Origin of the sequence: Bradyrhizobium sp. dw_78, assembly GCF_018449525.1 — a bacterium.
Lineage (GTDB): Bacteria > Pseudomonadota > Alphaproteobacteria > Rhizobiales > Xanthobacteraceae > Bradyrhizobium.
This window is the reverse complement of record NZ_JAAVUS010000004.1, coordinates 490,763-507,881: the sequence shown is the minus strand read 5'-3', so window position 1 is coordinate 507,881 and position 17,119 is coordinate 490,763. Positions and strand designations below refer to the sequence as shown.

General features: G+C 58.3%; 9 protein-coding genes and 3 pseudogenes. 6 read left to right on the top strand and 6 right to left on the bottom strand.

All coding sequences use genetic code 11. From position 1 onward, the window contains the following. Positions 1-582: 582 nt before the first annotated feature. Positions 583-1,422, bottom strand: coding sequence for a hypothetical protein (locus HB630_RS14310; RefSeq protein WP_213772880.1), 840 nt, complete (start codon positions 1,420-1,422; stop codon positions 583-585). 95 nt (positions 1,423-1,517) lie between these two features. Here HB630_RS14310 and HB630_RS14305 point away from each other — a divergent pair, with 95 nt between their 5' ends. Together HB630_RS14305 and HB630_RS14300 are read left to right on the top strand one after the other, a co-directional pair. Continuing rightward, the gene (locus HB630_RS14305) at positions 1,518-1,994 is read left to right on the top strand and encodes a hypothetical protein (protein ID WP_213772879.1); all 477 of its coding nucleotides are present in this window, start codon (positions 1,518-1,520) and stop codon (positions 1,992-1,994) included. 76 nt (positions 1,995-2,070) lie between these two features. After that, positions 2,071-2,925, top strand: coding sequence for a hypothetical protein (locus tag HB630_RS14300; RefSeq protein WP_213772878.1), 855 nt, complete (start codon positions 2,071-2,073; stop codon positions 2,923-2,925). Between the two features lie 70 nt (positions 2,926-2,995). Here the strand turns inward: HB630_RS14300 and HB630_RS14295 are convergent, their stop codons facing one another. Both HB630_RS14295 and HB630_RS14290 read right to left on the bottom strand, forming a co-directional pair. Beyond that, on the bottom strand, positions 2,996-4,495 hold the full coding sequence (locus tag HB630_RS14295) for a hypothetical protein (protein ID WP_213772877.1): 1,500 nt from the start codon (positions 4,493-4,495) through the stop codon (positions 2,996-2,998). Next, positions 4,485-7,292 (bottom strand): SIR2 family protein, encoded by a 2,808-nt coding sequence (locus tag HB630_RS14290; RefSeq protein WP_213772876.1) that lies wholly within the window; start codon positions 7,290-7,292, stop codon positions 4,485-4,487. The genes HB630_RS14295 and HB630_RS14290 overlap by 11 nt, the downstream gene beginning before the upstream one ends. Before the next feature lie 518 nt (positions 7,293-7,810). On the opposite strand from HB630_RS14290, the gene HB630_RS14285 reads away from it, so the two are divergent. Continuing rightward, positions 7,811-11,239, top strand: coding sequence for a hypothetical protein (locus HB630_RS14285; RefSeq protein WP_213772875.1), 3,429 nt, complete (start codon positions 7,811-7,813; stop codon positions 11,237-11,239). 16 nt (positions 11,240-11,255) lie between these two features. On the opposite strand, the pseudogene HB630_RS14280 reads toward HB630_RS14285, so the two are convergent. Next, positions 11,256-11,435, bottom strand: a pseudogene (locus tag HB630_RS14280) (pyocin activator PrtN family protein); the annotation flags it as partial. 122 nt (positions 11,436-11,557) lie between these two features. On the opposite strand from HB630_RS14280, the pseudogene istA reads away from it, so the two are divergent. Both istA and istB read left to right on the top strand, forming a co-directional pair. Next, positions 11,558-13,048: pseudogene (gene istA, locus HB630_RS14275) on the top strand (IS21 family transposase); the annotation flags it as partial. An 8-nt stretch (positions 13,049-13,056) separates the two neighbouring features. Further along, complete coding sequence (gene istB / locus HB630_RS14270) at positions 13,057-13,920, top strand: IS21-like element helper ATPase IstB (RefSeq protein ID WP_213772873.1); 864 nt, start codon at positions 13,057-13,059, stop codon at positions 13,918-13,920. Here istB and HB630_RS28380 read toward each other — a convergent pair. Together HB630_RS28380 and trbB are read right to left on the bottom strand one after the other, a co-directional pair. Continuing rightward, a pseudogene (locus tag HB630_RS28380) lies at positions 13,919-14,080 on the bottom strand (conjugal transfer protein); the annotation flags it as partial. The gene istB and the pseudogene HB630_RS28380 sit on opposite strands and share 2 nt — an antisense overlap. Then, positions 14,080-15,216, bottom strand: a complete 1,137-nt coding sequence (gene trbB, locus HB630_RS14265) for a P-type conjugative transfer ATPase TrbB (RefSeq protein WP_213772872.1) — start codon at positions 15,214-15,216, stop codon at positions 14,080-14,082. The gene trbB and the pseudogene HB630_RS28380, both read right to left, overlap by 1 nt. 378 nt (positions 15,217-15,594) lie before the next feature. Here trbB and HB630_RS14260 point away from each other — a divergent pair, with 378 nt between their 5' ends. Next, on the top strand, positions 15,595-17,118 hold the full coding sequence (locus tag HB630_RS14260; protein WP_213772871.1) for a hypothetical protein: 1,524 nt from the start codon (positions 15,595-15,597) through the stop codon (positions 17,116-17,118). Position 17,119: the final 1 nt, after the last annotated feature.

Sequence of the window (17,119 nt, the reverse complement as noted above, 5' to 3'; positions counted from 1 at the left end):
ACGGCAAATTGCCGAATTGCAAGAGCTCTGCGTGGTTATCGTCGGCAAGGAGCCGGAGCGGAGGCCAAGCGTAAAACATCGCGTCCGCTATGTGTGTACTCACAAGTAAAAATGGGCTGGAAGGCGGCCACTTTGCGCCAACAAAATCGTAAACGAGGCGGTTTACGATTATAATCCGCCGGCAAAGTTCCTCAGTCCCTTCAATAGGACATTGGGCAGGCTGACAAAGAAAAAGATAAATGAAATGAATGGCTTAGATCGCCGCTTTTCCGTCGCCCCGATGGCGGACTGGACGGACTCCCGAAAATAATGAAGTGATCTCAGCACTTAGTGCTAGTCAGAATCGTCGTGCAGTACCGATTGCCGTACAGCTGAATTTTTTTTCGTATGTTCGCGCAAGTCAGCGTAGTTTAGCGTGCATCAGAGTATTCCGTCGTCGAATCGCGTACTACGCTAAGCTGCGCGATACCGCGCTTCTCCAGGTCCCGCGACCTACGCTATAAGCACTATCTGCTCTATTGCCGGGATGGCAGGAGGTCTTGCGGGGGCCGTCCGTGAAGCACCGAGTGGGAGTCAGATCCACTAGGGAAGAACGCGAGTGGGCGGCGGGGGTGTTTCTAGAAAAAGAGCCGTCAAGAACTTAGCGTCTCGATAGATCTCACCGGCTTTACCGTCAAACGACAGAAGGCCCTGGAAATACGTTGCGTAGGCCGCATACGTGGCATCTACAATATCATTTCGAATCTTCTCCGGCTTTACATTTTTTGCGCCCCCCACCGACATCCATCCCAATGCGACTAGATATCCAGCCAACGCGTAGCGAAAGATGAACGTATAGGGCAGTTCTCGAGCAAGCGGCAGCCCGGCGAAATTCGGAGAGGCTTCGAACAGGAACGCCGCCATCTCAGGAATATGAGTCTGTATCTTATCGAGTATATCATTGGACATTGGCTCATGCTTCCGCAAAGCCTTAAGCTCAGCTTCACTGAAGTTTTTGGCCATCGCGTCTAGGTTCTCTGCGTAGTGATGTTGATCATCTCTCATCCGCTCGAGATGCACATCAGCCTCGTTACCATTTGCAATGAGTTGACGTTGCAAGGCTCTGTCACCTGCTTTGGCGCGCGCGAGGTGCTCGCACCACTCCGAAAAGCCCGCTGTCTGATCTCGATCGATCATCCGTCGCGTAAATCCGCAACGACGCCCCTTAAGCTGAGCGACAATGCTGGTACTCTTGAGGATAATAACTTGCCTTGGAAATTCGCAGAGAATCTCTGTTGCGCTGACGATGTTTGTCAGAGCGTCGCCTTTGAAAGCTTCCATAGCAGCGTAGTCCGTTAAGACGACGCGGTTCCACCGTGACGCGGCGAGATAGTCCCGAAGCTTTGGCGACTGTAGATAATTCCGGTCAACAACTTTGCGCATGGCGCTGTATTGCACCCCCTGCTATGAAATACTTTTGCGGGATAGGGCATTTCCGGCTTTGATCATTACCGACCGAGTCTGCGGAAGAATAAGACATGGGTATTCTCACCGGCACCCATCACGGTGATGCCGCCACCAAGCTGCTGGGATTTTACCAGGATAGGGCTCATGAGCTCGAGCAGGCCGGTCAATACTTCATGGCCGCCATCGCGCTATCTTTCGCTCTTGAAACAGCCGTCCTCGCCTATCTGCTCGTCGAATTCGGTGAAGAAAACGGCGGCGAGCTGGAGATTCCAGACCGAGTCAATATGGCTGAACTTCTTGAGGCCTGCAATGAGATCGATGTTTTAAGTGCTCCGATCAACGAGCCGTCGCACGCCCGCGAGGACGACCAGCGACCCAAGCATATTGCGAGAGACCTGGTCGATAAAATCAGGAGATTTCGTAACCTGATTCACCCGGCTGTCGCGTTGCGGCAAAACTACGATCCCTCGGCGTTCGATCGGGAAGAGTTGGCGGAGTTCAGAACCATGTATGAGTCCGTCATACACAGCTTGCTTTTCTATATCTAGATGTACGGCACGCGGCCGCGGAGTTCTTAGACTGAAGGGAGCCGACGCGCGATGGGCTCATCGGGAGGGGAAGTCGTTGGTTAAAAATCTCGAACTGGACGACTTCCGCGCCGTGCGCCGAGTGCTGGAGCCCGACGATTTTGCACTGACTGACGGCCAACCTGACCCACCTCCGTCGGATCTGATCGAGGAGCAGGCTTGGTGCCATATCATGACGTTGCCCGACGACGTCGCAATCCGAACTACCAGTTTCCAGGGATCGCGCATATCGCTACTGAGCGAAATCGTCAGCGACTGGATTCAAATATTGCCGGAACCAGGCATCATGGCGTCTGCAATGCTCGATGTTTCCGACGCTTTCTATTCGTCAACATTCAATCAAATGCACGGATTTTACAAAGAGTCGATTTCTGCACTCCGAAGCGCGCTGGAGACGATAATGCTGGCGACGCATTGTTCGTTGACCGCGGATGAGGACAAGTGGCGGCGTTGGATGGAGGGGGAAGAGCTTCGCTTCGGTAACATCTGCGATCAAATTCTCACTTTGCCGAATGTCAGGAGCCAGGACACCCAGGTTCTGCAACGATGTGGCGCTGGCCTTTTTCTTGCAAACGAACCGTCTAATAGAACGGCATGGGCGCGTACGTTGTATCGAAGGTTATGTCGATATAGCCACGCCCGAGGCGATGCTACCAATGCCGAGATGTGGAACAGTACCGGACCGATCTACAGTGCGGAAGGCTTCAGAGCGTCGTACCATTTCTTTCTTGAAGTGCATGCACTCTGTCTCATTCTCGCGAAATACGCCGAGTCGACTTTGCAGATTTCGAAGACTGCGGCACTGGTGCTCCGCCCCGACAGCATCGAGTTATATCTTGAGGAGCCGCATCGGAGTGTGTGTTCCGCGCTCTATTCGGCGCTATGGCCGTGAGGGCAATTAATCGTCAACTTGTGTTGCGGGTTCGGACCCGGTCGAACCGGGAGGACGGCACAACCCACGACTACACGAAATAGCGAAATGAAGTCTCGACAGGGTCATCGTCGCCGTACTCATCGAGTATTCCACCCACTCGCCTTGCGAACGATAGAGATACCGGCCATTTCCCACGGATGTCCGCCGTGTTCCAGTTCATGCGGGTGAGGTTGAGTACATCCTGGGCCGCAACAATAGGGCCTTCAGGACCTAAGCAACGGACTTCGAACGGTTGTGGAACATGGGGACCGGGATAGGTGCCCAGTTCGGGCATGAAGCCAGATGTAAACAGGAAGCTGCGGGCATCGTTGATCGCGCAAACCGTGCCAACCTTCGGTGGATATGCGCCATATCGGAGCAGGCGGAAGAGGCTAGGTACGAGCGTGACCATCGAGACGATCGGGATGTCCTTCAGCGCAGCCTCGAAACCGGCCCGCTCGGCTTGATCGAAATACGAAGTCTTGTGCAGCACCACGCGGAGAGGAGCTCCACCAGTCCGCAGCTCGTACTCGGCTAGAACGTCCTTCGCCAGATCAAAAGCCTGCTCTTCGGACAGGTGGACATTTCGGCCCTGATCGGGCTCGACCGGCACGCCTTGTCCCCTGATGGCGAAGCCTTCACCATCGCTGGAAAATGCCTGCGCCAAACTCGAACGCACGATCGCCCGTTGTGTCGTTCGGAAATGGTGGAAGCTGATTCCCACAAAACAGGTATCGGGACCGGTCGGAGGCAGCCGCCAAGGCACGCCGCCGGCTTTGTAATAAAGGCCCACGGAGAAATTCCATGCGCGCGTAGCCGGATCCTGGTTGCGAGCGGAGTCATCGAGCAGCGCATCAGTCACCAATTGGATCGGCAATCGGTTCCTCAGTGCCCGCGCCTTCAGCGCATGACGCAGATCACGTTTCAGAAAGTCCTCGGTGGTCTGCTCGACCTCATCGAACAGATCAAAAAGATCGAGTTGGCTATTGGTCCTCGCGCGCTCGATCACCTTCGCTCGTTTGCGCTCATCCTCGGTCGCCTTGCGCTCGACCGCACCAACCTTGTCAAAAACATTCTCTGGAATGCACATCAAGACAATATCGGGCCGGTTTAGGTCGCGCGCGGCGAGGCGCGCGTGAGCATCAGCATAAAGATCGACCACGCGTTGGAAAGCGCTGTAAGCGTCACCTTGCAGGGCATGCTCAAGGTCGTCGTTTATGTCAGACGAAAGCGCAATTGACGATTGTTCGGGGGCAATCAGCGCCTTGTGAAACGCATCGGGGAAACCGGGAAATGGCTTCCTGAGCAGACTTGCTTCGCCGAGTTCGGGAATTTCGCCGCTGCAACGTTCGAGCCATCTTCTCGCCGCGGCCACTTGTTCCGCGGGGCCGATGATGCCGACATGGACATGATCCTTTCGTGCGGAACCAAAACGCAGATCAAACGGACCGGCCGCTACCAGCCCAGCCTTGGGATCGCTATGTGCGGCGGCCCCTCCAAACTGCAGGCGTGGTGGCTGCAACTCGGTGATCGAAAGATCAATCGCCATCGTCCGCCCCGTCAGTGTCGAGGGGCTCGTCGTTCGTCTCGTCTTCTTCCGGTTCCAGCGCGAGCTCCTCGAGCTCTGCGTCCAGCTTCAACAAGTCTTCGTCTATCTCCTGGTCACGCTGCGATATTTCGTCGAAGGCCGACACGTTGAAAGAAATCGTCGGCGGGCGCGGCGAAAGCAGGACTGTTGGTGCAAAGCGCGCCAGATCGTTATCCGACCGATGCTCAAGCGCAAAGAGTCCATCCGACTCACCCGACAGGACGGCCAGCCAGAACGAGACGTCCTGTAAAACTGTGGGGTTGAAGTCGCGCGCCGCTCGACGTGTCGAAAGAATATTGGTGCGTTCCCGGTTGATCGGCTTGCGAAGCCCGTCACGAGTGAACGCATAGCCTGGTGAAATCACCAACGCCCAATCATCTGCAAAGCGCATCACCGAGAAACTGAACGCCTTGTGCTCATAGTAGACGATGTCGTCCGAATCTCGCCTGGTCCGGGCTTTCACGACTGTGCGCGTAGCCTTTCGCAGACGGCCCCGATAACTCACCTTCAACTCCGGTTCGTCACCGCGCCCAAAATACGCGCGGCGCCGATCAAATTCGATCTGAAGTCCCTTGGTTTTCAAGTGTTCGAACACCAACTCGTGCAGTAGCTTCAAGGCAGTCGCTTCGCCTCCCGGCAATGCAATAAGTTCCGAGAAGCTCATGGTCTCGATGTCGCCCGCATCAAACGGCGAGACCAACGCGTCGGCAAGCTGATCAAGATTGTAGAACGTGTAGAAGCGTCCATCGTTGACATGCCCGGGCGGGACAGCCAAGTCCCTTACGCTCCGATAGAAGCTCGCGTTCGAACTCGCGCTGGTGCCCGAATGCCAAACCTTGTCGGGCATCGACGTGATCGAAATCAAGTTCGTCGAAAAGCGGACCGTCTCCTCGGCAACGGGCAACGCCGTGTTGGTGATCTCGTCAACCGCCTCCGGCCGAGCTTCGATGGTGACAATAAATTGTCGGTTATCCTCTGACGGGCCAAATGCCACCGAGCCGTTGTTATTTACCGTGGCCAGGACCATGTCCGACAAACCGGACCCGCGCCGATCCATCTGTCCGCCTCCGTAGAACAGATCCGAAATGGCGGGATTGCGATAACCTTTGATCGGACTTCTCCGGCCGGCGATGGCCTCTTGAAATGGCTGGTCGCCCACCTGTGCGGCAATCTCTGCGATCAGTCCTCCTGGGCTTATGACCGTAATCGATCTCGGCTGGACCTCGACTTGAATGGCTTCGTCCCGATCATAGTCGCGGTGGACAATCGCATTGACGATCATCTCCTTGATGGCGATGGCATTGTAAGCGCTGACCGTCCGCGACACTTCGGCCTTCAGCCGAAATTGGAAATTCACCAACGCCAAGAGGTCGATAAGTGTGTCCAGTTGGCTCCAGAGATTGCCGGTAATGGTGCGACGGACGACAAAATCGCCTTCTTGCCCACCAGACTCGAGCTCAGCATCGTTTCCAAAGCGGCTCTGGAGCCAGCTCCCGGGTCCCGACGCGCGGAATTCGACACGCGCTTGCTTAAACTCATTCGACGGATTGCGTGCAAAGAGCAACCATCCGGCAAGGGTCGGGGCTTTCGTCGCTCCGATTGGCCGCACCAAGTCCAATCGGTCTGTCATTTCCTCGATCCACCCGGCATCGATCTGCCCCGGGCGCCACAGATCGGTCTTTTCGGCGTATTGAGACAGCCGCGCTTGAAGGAGAGACTGTTCGAAGCCGGACACATCGAACCCCTCGAGCGGCCGCATATCCGCGGGCATGCCCGCGACACTATGGCCGGAGGGCCGCCGCGTCGGGCGAGCGCCCGCGGCGGTCATGCTGGCGAGCAGGTCCTTTTCAAGCAGGTCGTCGAACCCCTTGATCGGTACGAGTTGGAAGTTCGAGCCAATCTGGTTCGCGAGCTTGGTGACGTGCAAGGGGAAGGGGCCGCCGACATTGTTGTCCAGGACACACCAGTAGACACCATGCAAAAAGCCGCCCGAGCCAGCCTGCGCCAGAAACAGATCGTTCATCACGGAGGCTTCGGCGCCCCGGTAACCGATGACGATGATCGGGTGGTCGCGAAGCAGCGGCTTCAACCGATCGACGAGTTGCCCGTCGAGGGACTGGACTTCATCGGTGAGGTTCTTGTCGGTGTAGTGTTTGACCGAGCCGTGCAGGAATATCAGTTGCGGATCTTGCGGTACCGAGCTGAACATAATGTAGTCCGCCGGCGTGCTGATGCTGACCAGCCGGTGGGGGCGGTTGTGCTGAATCGCCGCCCGTTCGAGGCACTGGTCGAAGTTCGTCGTGAGCACGGTTGAGATCCAGCCCTGGTGGAGAATTTGCGTGAGCGCGACATAGCCGCGCGAGGGCGGGATCTCAGAAGGATTGATGAGCTGTTCGAAAAATTCCCGGCGATCACTCTTTACGCCCAGAAGATTGTCGATCGCGTCGGGGTAAAGCTCGGCGGAGTCCACATTCGACTTGTACCACGGTTGCGCCGTCAGCCATGGCCAATAGTCGGAACGCCTGATCGACATGTCGCTCGGATGCCGACCGTTCTCCTTGCACCATGCCCATCTGGCGACTCGCTCGACGGTCTTGTCGGCCGCCGGAATGCCGGATGTGATCGATGTGCCAGCGCCGAGCAACAAGACCGGCTCATGGCCGCCCATCAGAAGGGAGCGCAATCTGCCGGACGAAGAAATCCGTAAGCTGCCCGACGCCGACCCAGCATCGCTTGAGCTCGGCGACGGTTGGCTCATCTCATCCCCCAAGACACACACCAGTCTCGCGCCTCTGGGGTGTTGCGCTCGCGCCCCATCTCAAATGGTCATCGGTGTGTCGGAAAGGCTGGTCATCGGTGTGTCGGAAAGGCACTCGAATAGCATAACTCCCAGTGATTCGGCCCGACCTGACGGGTACGCCCGCATAGATACCAACAGATGATATTTCGAAGGGCACGGCTGGGTCATGCCTGGGTTCTCTGTTTGTTCTATATCTCGTTCTCTTGCATTCGGCAACCACCAAGGGTGGGAGTGCCTGCCATTCCGAGGGGACTTGCTTCGGGACGCAGGCCGGCTCAACTGTCATCTACCTGGGGGCGAGTAGGCGACATCAATCCTGCCGTACAGCGGGTTGTTACCGCTGTATCAAGTGCCATCCCAAAACCGATTCTGGATTTTGCCTGCCACCGCTCAGTCGGCGGCAACGTTCATCAGCGCCGACTGAGCCAGTGCGATGGACGCAGTTATGCCGCAAGAATAACCGATCGAGGACGATGATGGGAGAGACGTTGGGGCGCGGAATTCTCGGGAGCCTCAGAAAGCAAGTCGCATATGACCTCCGCAACCTCTCCCACGACAATCGCGCCTTGCGCCTAGCGCGCTACTCCGCGCCTCGTCGCTGGATGGGTCACCTGGTCAGCAATCGGTCAATCACCCAGTTTCTTGCGTTCTACGTTATCGTCTTGGTGGGCGCGCTGCTCCTCGAATGGGCCGGAAATCAGTATATCCCGTCGCGGCTTCCCGGATATATCGGACAGGCGCCAAGGGATTTTCTCAAAGACATCGGCAGCTACCTGATCGCGGCACAGATCGGCATTCTGGCCATCGTTTCAGTGGCCGTCGGTGTCGTGACGCTTCTCTCTGAGAGAAATGACGGCTCCTCCGTCAATACCGATATCCGTCTCTACTATGTCGAATCTTATTCATACGAGCTCGCGATCAGCGGCGTCGCCTTGTTGGTAGTGCTGACGTTGCAGTTGTTTTGGCCCTCGCAGCATATCCTCCACGTCTTGGGCCTGGGCGGTCGCGATTACACATTCAAGCTCGCCTTGGCGTCTCTGCACGCGTTGTGGTTCACGTTCAATCTCTTTCTCTTTCTCCAATTCATAACGACAACGCTGCGTTTCGTTGAGCCCAACACCCGAGAGCGATTGCGGGAACGCTATTGCGCCAACGAGGTCATTCCGCGCGATGTCGAGAAGCGGATGATGCGGGCTCTGCTCTATAACGCCCCTCGGCGAATGTTCGGCGAAAAGGCGTTAAGCGAAGGTCCGAACATCGGCTTTGGCCATGGCTTGGGATTGGGGGATGCTCCCACGCCAGAAATAGCAACCGTATTTTCGCGTCCGATGCGTCTCGTCGACGTCCGTCTTAAGCCGCTCCGGTGGGTCCTCCGCCGTTGGCGCGGCCGCGTCCAAAAGATCCCGCCAGGCCGGCGGCGGGTCGGACAGCCCGCGTGGAACGAGCAGCTCACAATCGCCGCGAACTTCGACGAGATCTATGAGGGGCGCTCGGAGTGGGTTTTGCGGCGCGGAACGACACCGCTCACCCCGTTTGAGAGATGGGTCATCAGGCGGTGCCTCCGGTTCAGGCGTGTGCCCTCCCGGGAGCAGGACATGCCGACACCGGAGAATTTCCTGGAGCAACTCATCGACAAGGCTGTCAAGCAGATTGAGGAATCGGCCGAAACCGGTTTCCGGGCTGCGCTCGCCGAAACGGTCCAATACCACCAATTCATCTTGGCTGCCCAAAATACCAGGGACGCGGCAGGCAATGCCTTCAATCTGGCGGAGGTTGGCGGTTTCTTCACTCGACCGGACACCGAATGGGTCAGACAATATCGACGTGCCTTTACAGCGGCCGCTGATAAAATCGGCAGCGATACATATTTTATCGACCGCATGAGTTCGCTCGCTGCGCGTCTCGTGCCAGAAGACGCTTCGAATTTCTCATCTCGCGTTCTGCAAAGCCTGCTCGATCTCGGTATCCAGGAGATTGTCGCCCTGGAAGACTGGATCACCAAGCGTGCGGTCATTGGTCATGCGACCGACGAGGCTGGAGCGTCAACCTCGCTCGGTGGATCTGACAAGAGGGCATATGAGGCGGCGCTGATCGAGTTTGTGGGTGGCTGGGAATCTGCGCTCCAAACACTGGTCCTGTCATACGGACTGGAGCGCCGGCCGGCCTCCAGACCGGCCGATCAATCGTGGCGCGCCTTTCGCGCAAGCTTTTCCGTTCTGCAACATCATTTGCACAATGCTGCATACTTTTTTGCGGCTTCTGTTTGGAATGATGACGCTCTCGGTGCGGATCGACTGCGGGATTTGCTTTTGCGGTGGCCGCAACCGTTCTACGCCAACCTACAATCGTCCTATCTCTTCTCGAACACGTTTTTCTTCACGCCAGATTTGATATCGCAAGACTGGTCGACGGTGCAGGCCTACGTCGCGCACCATGTCCAATTCCAGCAAGAGGAAATTCAGCCAGGGCCAGTCTCCGGCATTTTGCTGTGGGAACTGCATGGTGACGTCGTCTGCATTAGCGGCCTGGTTGCTCTCCATTGGTACGCGACGAAACAGCAGCCATCGGAGACCGCTGCGCGGGCTGCCGTTCAGACATTGAACCGAACGTTGCGGTCGTCCGACGGATCAACGCTGACGGAAATGACGCCGAAGACCACGTTCCGTTTGCTGTTCGAATTCTATATCCGGTATGCCCTGACCCCCCGGTTCACCGAAGGCCGTTATAGCGCCACGCTGGATGGCCTGATTCGGCACCTCACGGAACCAGCCAGTCCGCGCATGGTATCCGGACGGATCTACGGCGCTTTTGGACTCGAAGGCGTCGACACCCTCCGGCCAGCCCTGGTCGGAGCGATGCTGGCGAATCTGCCGGAACAGGGAGACGACGGTGTCGCCGTACCGGTTGATGCCATGAAAGGCGATCCAATTCTCCAGGATGACAGGACCGTCGAAACTCTGATCTGGCCGCTTCAGCAGATTGAAAAATTGTTCAACGATCCCGAGTCAATGCAGATCTCCGAGAGAGCCGCTCGGGTTTTCAAGCCCGACGTCGATTTTCCCGCAGGCGCAGAGCGACTGCGAGCGATGTTTGCTGCCGCCGTTTCCGCTTTCCAAACGCTTAGAAAAAATCGATTGCGAACCGCGCCGCTGGATGAACAACGGATGCAGATCGTTCGGCAGCAAATGACGGAAGCCGCATTGGCTCATGGTCCGGCTGTCGCCTGCTTTCAAGGCTATTCCATCCATCGCCGGCCGGGCGGAGTCGCGCCTCCAAGTGAACACATATTTCAATCGATGGATAAAGGGCTTTTTACTGTTCCTGTGTTGTCTCGTATCGACTTCGATGAGATGCCGTCAATGTTCGTCCTGCAGTCGCAGGTGGCGTTCGCCGATTCACTGTGGCAGGAGCTCTATCAACGCGCAAAACTGGATTTCGTAGTTGACGTATCCGATGGATCAGAGCCGTTTTGGCGCCGGGTGATTGAGCAGGCCGCAAGCGTTGGCCCCACACCGATCGCCATCGTCCCTCATTCCGGATGTGGTCAAGATATTACGGCGGCTGTAATGGGAATGCCGGGTGCGCCACTGAGCGATTTTGACGTATGGCATGTCAGAAATATGCCGAGCGGGGGCGGCGTAGGATACCAAGGAACGATCAACGGCGTTCATGTTTATAGCGCCAACGTCATGGTCAATCAGGCGCTGCTCTGCTCCAGCGAGATTATTCGCTCGATCGACTATGATGTCGTTCATGGAGACGGGGACGTCGTGGATTTCTCCTTCATCGATGGTGAGGACCTGTCCCGCAGCAAGGTTCGGTTGCGGTTTTCCCAACACATCGAATGGGCTGATACGCCTGTTGTGAAATTCATGTGGGCGGTTCCGGACGCCTCTCACGTCTGAAGTCGTCCAGACTGGTCTAGTCGGCTTTGCCAATCATTTCTTTCCGGGCGATCTCGACGCGTCTATCGAGATATGCGGCCAGATCCACAAGATGAACGCCTCTCGCGGCCTTCTGGCTTATCTCGATCCGCACGAGCGGCAATACGATTTCTCCGCAAGATATCTTCTGAATGAGCTTGGTTGTCGTCAGGTGCGGAAAATAATTGTCATTCGGCCTGCAATATTGCCCCCCTAAGCCGGGGGATCGGCGTCCAAAATTGACCCCCTACAGGTTGGTCTGTTGCGCTGCCTGCTTCGTAACAAAGCAGGTGGTGGAGGATGCTGGTCGTGGAGACGATTGCGCGGATTCGGCGCGAGCACTTCATCAAGGGCAAGACGATCAAGGAGATCGCACGTGACCTGAATGTGTCGCGGAACACGGTCCGGAAGGTTCTGAGGTCGGGAGAGACCTCCTTCGAGTATGAGCGGCAAGTGCAGCCGCGGCCAAAGCTCGGACGATGGGCAGTAGAACTTGACGGGCTGCTTGCGGCGAACGTGGCTAAATCCGCTCGTGAACAGCTGACGCTGATCCGGATCTTCGAAGAGCTGCGCGGCCGCGGCTATGAGGGCGGCTACGATGCGGTGCGGCGTTACGCCAGGCGGTGGAGCAAAGAACGCGGGCAATCGACCGCGGCCGCTTATGTCCCGCTGAGTTTTGCGCCGGGCGAAGCCTACCAGTTCGACTGGAGCCACGAGGTGGTCTTGCTGAGCGGCACCACGGTGATGGTGAGGGCCGCCCATGTCCGGCTCTGTCACAGCCGCATGCTGTTCGTGCGGGCCTATCCGCGGGAGACGCAAGAGATGGTGTTCGATACCCACGACCGGGCGTTCGCCCTGTTCAAAGGCACCTGCACCCGCGGCATCTACGACAACATGAAGACCGCCGTAGAGACGATCTTCGTCGGTAAAGGGCGTCTCTACAATCGCCGCTTCCTGCAGATGTGCAGCCACTATCTGGTCGATCCGGTCGCCTGCACGCCAGCGTCCGGCTGGGAGAAGGGGCAGGTCGAGAACCAGGTCGGGCTGGTCAGGGAACGCTTCTTCACGCCGCGGCTGCGGTTCAAAAATCTCGACGAGTTAAACGCCTGGCTGCTCGACAAATGCATCGCTTACGCCAAGGCTCATCGCCATCCGGAGCTGGTCGATCAGACGATCTGGGAAGCGTTCGAAGCTGAACGCCCCAAACTCGTTCCCTATGCTGGCCGCTTCGACGGCTTCCATGCGGTGACGGCATCGGTCTCGAAGACCTGCCTGGTGCGCTTCGACAACAACAAGTACTCGGTCGCAGCCAGCGCAGTCGGACGACCGGTCGAGGTTCAAGCCTATGCCGATCGCATCGTGATCCGTCAGGATGGACGCATCGTTGCCGAGCACCCGCGATCCTTTGCCCGCGGCGATACCGTCTACGACCCCTGGCATTATGTGCCAGTGCTCGCCCGCAAACCCGGCGCCTTGCGCAACGGTGCTCCCTTCAAAGACTGGGTGCTGCCGGCCGCGATTGAGCGGATCCGGCGCAAGCTTGCCAGCACCGACGATGGCAATCGGCAGATGGTCGACATCCTCAACGCGGTGCTGACTGACGGTCTGCCCGCGGTGGAAGCGGCTTGTGCCGAAGCGCTCAGTCACAGCGTCCATTCCGCCGATGTCGTGCTCAATATTTTGGCCCGTCAACGTGAACCCGCCCCACCGGCCAACATCATGACGCCGGCCGCACTGACGCTCCGTCATGCACCGATCGCCGATTGTGCCCGCTACGACAACCTCCGGAGGACCATCTGATGGAACGAACCCAAATCTTCGACCTCATGGGCGAACTCAAGCTCTACGGCATGAAGGCTGCCTTCGACGACATCATGGCAACTGCCGTCAAGCGCCAGCACGAACCTCAGCGCATTGTCGGCGACCTGCTCAACGCCGAGATCAACGAGAAGCAAGCCAGGTCGATCAAATACCAGCTCACCATTGCCAAGCTGCCGCTTGCCAAGGACATCGCCGACTTCCAGTTCGACGGCACGCCGATCAATCAGACTCTCGTCAATGATCTCGCTGGCGGCGGCTTCATCGCCCAACAACGCAACGTCGTGCTGGTTGGCGGCACCGGCACCGGCAAAACCCACCTGGCCATTGCCATCGCCAGAAGCTGCATCCGATCCGGTGCCCGCGGCCGCTTCTTCAACGTAGTCGATCTCGTCAATCGCCTCGAGACCGAGACCCGCAACGGACGGCAAGGACGACTCGCCGAGCATCTGACACGGATGGACTTCATTGTGCTGGATGAACTCGGCTATTTGCCCTTCGCCCAGTCGGGTGGCCAGCTTCTCTTCCACCTCGTCAGCCGGCTCTATGAGCGCGCCTCCGTCATCGTAACCACCAATCTCGCCTTCGGCGAATGGCCGAGCGTGTTCGGCGACGCCAAAATGACCACCGCGCTGCTCGACCGATTGACCCATCACTGCGACATTGTCGAGACCGGCAACGATAGCTGGCGGTTCAAGAGCCGAGACGACGATCACGCCACCCGCGCTCGTCTCGCCTCCGCTATCCCGGCCAGCTCCGACGAGACGAGCGCTACCAGCAAAGCTCGCCGCGCAAAGGGGGCAAAATTGGACGCCGATGAGGGATCAAATTTGCAAGCCGATTGACACCGGGAATCCACAGCCGCAGTCCCAGCGCGATCGCAGCAGCCAGCGTGCCGTTGGCGATGGCGACTGTGCGCGGCGCGCCGCCGAGCAGGATCGGGTCGCTCAGCGAGCGGTGCATGGGCGCGCTGAAGCCGGCGACAGGTTCAGTGGGCTCGGCCATCAGATCACCGCCCCGCCGCCGAATGAGAAGAAGCTCAGGAAGAACGAACTCGCCGCGAACGCGATCGACAGCCCGAACACGATCTGGATGAGGCGACGGAAGCCGCCCGCCGTGTCGCCGAAGGCGAGCGAGAGGCCCGTGGTGATGATGATGATCACCGCGACGATCTTGGAGACCGGGCCTTGCACGGAATCGAGGATCTGTTGCAGCGGCTGCTCCCACGGCATGTTTGAGCCGGCCGCATGGACCGGCGAGGTGGCGAGGACGGCGAGAACGACGATGAGGTTGATGGTCTCGGCGATCAGCGCGCGGGGCACGGTGATCACCGCCTCCTGAATCAGTTGCTCCAGCCGCCGCAGCGCGCCGAGCGCGGAGCCCGCGTGGATCGTGCCCACGCCGCCGGGGTGACCCGTCGCCCAAGCTTTCAATAATTCGAGCGCTTCGGCGCCGCGCACCTCGCCGACCGGGATGCGGTCCGGCCGTAACCGCAATGACGAGCGCACCAGATCGGACAGCGAGGCGACGCCGTCCTTGGTGCGCAGCGCCACCAGGTTCGGCGCCGCGCATTGTAGCTCGCGGGTGTCCTCGATCAGCACGACACGGTCGGAGGTCTTGGCGACCTCGGCGAGCAGCGCGTTGACCAGCGTGGTCTTGCCGGTCGAGGTGCCGCCGGCGACCAGCACGTTGCGGCGCTTCTGCACGGCGAGACGCAGCACGTCGGCCTGCCTGGGGTGCATGATGCCGGCGGCGACATAGTCGTCGAGGGTGAAGACGGCGACCGCGGGCTTGCGGATCGCAAAGGTCGCGGCGGCAACGACCGGCGGGATCAGCCCTTCGAAACGTTCGCCGGTTTCGGGAAGCTCGGCTGATACGCGCGGGGAGGAGGGGTGCACCTCGGCCCCGACGTGATGGGCAACGAGGCGAACGATGCGTTCGCCGTCAGCCGGCGAAAGTCGCTCGCCGGTATCCTCAAGGCCGCCCTTCAGCCGGTCGATCCAGAGCCGACCGTCGGGGTTGAGCATCACCTCGACGATCGAGGCATCCTGAAGAAACGAGGCGATGGCCGGGCCGAGCGCCGTGCGCAACATCCGTGCGCCGCGCGAAGCGGTCTCGTTGTGGCGCTCGGTCCCAGCCATCTCCGTCCCCCAAAGCATCGGCGCGAATGCACCGAACGTCGGGGACGAATAGAAAAGGCATCATTGGCGGATGAGCAACAAGCCAATGATGCCCATCGTAGATTAGCGAAGAGAAACTTGCGATCGGCGATGTTGCTGATCGGCTATCGGCGCAAGCCGTTGCAGAAGGGGGGCGCTCTCGGCGCAAAACTAGCGCTCGATCGGTACTTTGTCGCAACGACGTCATAAGCGAGGGCCTGCGCCGACAAAGGGCGGGCCGTTCGCTGAATTGACTTCAATTTCCAGTTGTTTTTTCCCGATACCCAAATACAGTCCCAAGAATTGAGGTCTCGTGTTGCGTTTGGGTTGGGGGAAATGCGCTGTTCTTGCATTGCTTTAGTGATTTCGTTTGCCTTGTTTGCCAGCGGTTGCACGGTGGTACCCGCTTTGGACCAAGCGACGGGTTCGTCGGATAGCGACATTTTCGTCGGCGATGTGGTGAACCGCATCAAATGCGAACTTGTGTACGCGTTCGGCGACAAATTGGTCTTTGATAGGAAAAGGCAATTAGAATTGCCGCCTGACGACGTCCGCCGAAAGCTGCTTTGGTTGAGCGATTGGACCATCAAAGCCGACCTCACGCTCGAGGCCAACGAGCAGGGCGGCATCGCGCCCTCCGGCTCTTACACGGTAACGCAGCGTAGCGCGGTTAACGCCGCGGCCGGGCCAACGTCGGTGCCGGGAACAACGTTGGGAACCGTAGCCCAGTTCTTCACCCTATCAGCGAACGCCAACGCCGGCGCGCAGGCCGTCCGGGCCGAGGTCATTAGCATTTCCTTTTCCCTCAAAGAACTCAGTGAGTGGAGCAGGAGCTTGGGGAACAGTCTTCCAGACCGGTGTGCGATAGAGCAACAAATGGGGTTGGTTGGTCATTTGGGCTTGCGGGAGTGGATCGACGCCACGCTTTATCCGGTGATCAATGGTGATCTGCATGCCGGTCAACATCCCGCACCCGGCGCCGTGGCAAAGCCGTCTTTGCCCGCGACCATCGCAAAACCATCTCCTCTGCCAACCGGCTCGAACGATGCCGTAAGCCTTTCCCCGCAGACAAATCTGCCGCCGCTGAGCCCGGACCAACTGATAGTTACGAATAAAATGCTCGCCAGCATTCAAAGCGACGTAAACGATACAAGCGACGCTGAAAAATTGGCTGCCTCAAGTCTGGCGGCAACGATGTCCTCGCTCGCCGCGGTCGAAAAGGCCCTTGCGCAGTTGAACGAGACCAAAAACAGATTCCAGTCTGTTGCTACCAAGGAGACAAATCAGCAGTTCAGTGCGACGCGGGATGCGTTGTTAAATAGCATATCGAGCTTGCGCGACGTCCGGGATAAAGCACTAAAAGATCTATGCGGAGCAAAAGCCACCTTTGAAGAGTTCACCAAAAACGGAAAGAAATGCGTCCTGCACCAAGACGAAGAGGAAGGCGCGGAAACGGCGCTTACCATCATCAATGCCACGCAGGCGGCGGCAGACAGCGCAAAGCAGAAGAATGATCTCACAGCTCTCACGAAACTCTTTGATCAGGCGGAAGGTGTTAAACGATCGGCCATTCAGTTTTCGAAACGAGCGGAGGGCGAAGCTGACTATGCACAGAAGCTCGCAGCCGCGGCGCCCACCGCTTCTAGTCCCAATCCTCCGTTCGATTCAATCGGTCATACGGTGGAGTTCGTCGTAGCCTATGGTGGCGGGATTTCGCCAAGTTGGACACTCCTTCAGTGGAAGGGGCCGGGGCTCGGTGGCACCCTCGCATCCGTCACGGTCAATCGCACACATCTTCTTCAACTGGCTCTTGGCGAACCCAGTCAACCCTCAGAGCAGAGCAGGATCATCAACAATCAAGCGATCCTGCTCGGTCGCCAATGAA

Coding starts and splice junctions, on each gene's coding strand:
- istB (WP_213772873.1), top strand. CDS start 13,057: ATGGAACGAACCCAAATCTTCGACCTCATGGGCGAACTCAAGCTCTAC.
- HB630_RS14305 (WP_213772879.1), top strand. CDS start 1,518: ATGGGTATTCTCACCGGCACCCATCACGGTGATGCCGCCACCAAGCTG.
- HB630_RS14290 (WP_213772876.1), bottom strand. CDS start 7,292: ATGAGCCAACCGTCGCCGAGCTCAAGCGATGCTGGGTCGGCGTCGGGC.
- HB630_RS14285 (WP_213772875.1), top strand. CDS start 7,811: ATGGGAGAGACGTTGGGGCGCGGAATTCTCGGGAGCCTCAGAAAGCAA.
- HB630_RS14310 (WP_213772880.1), bottom strand. CDS start 1,422: ATGCGCAAAGTTGTTGACCGGAATTATCTACAGTCGCCAAAGCTTCGG.
- trbB (WP_213772872.1), bottom strand. CDS start 15,216: ATGGCTGGGACCGAGCGCCACAACGAGACCGCTTCGCGCGGCGCACGG.
- HB630_RS14295 (WP_213772877.1), bottom strand. CDS start 4,495: ATGGCGATTGATCTTTCGATCACCGAGTTGCAGCCACCACGCCTGCAG.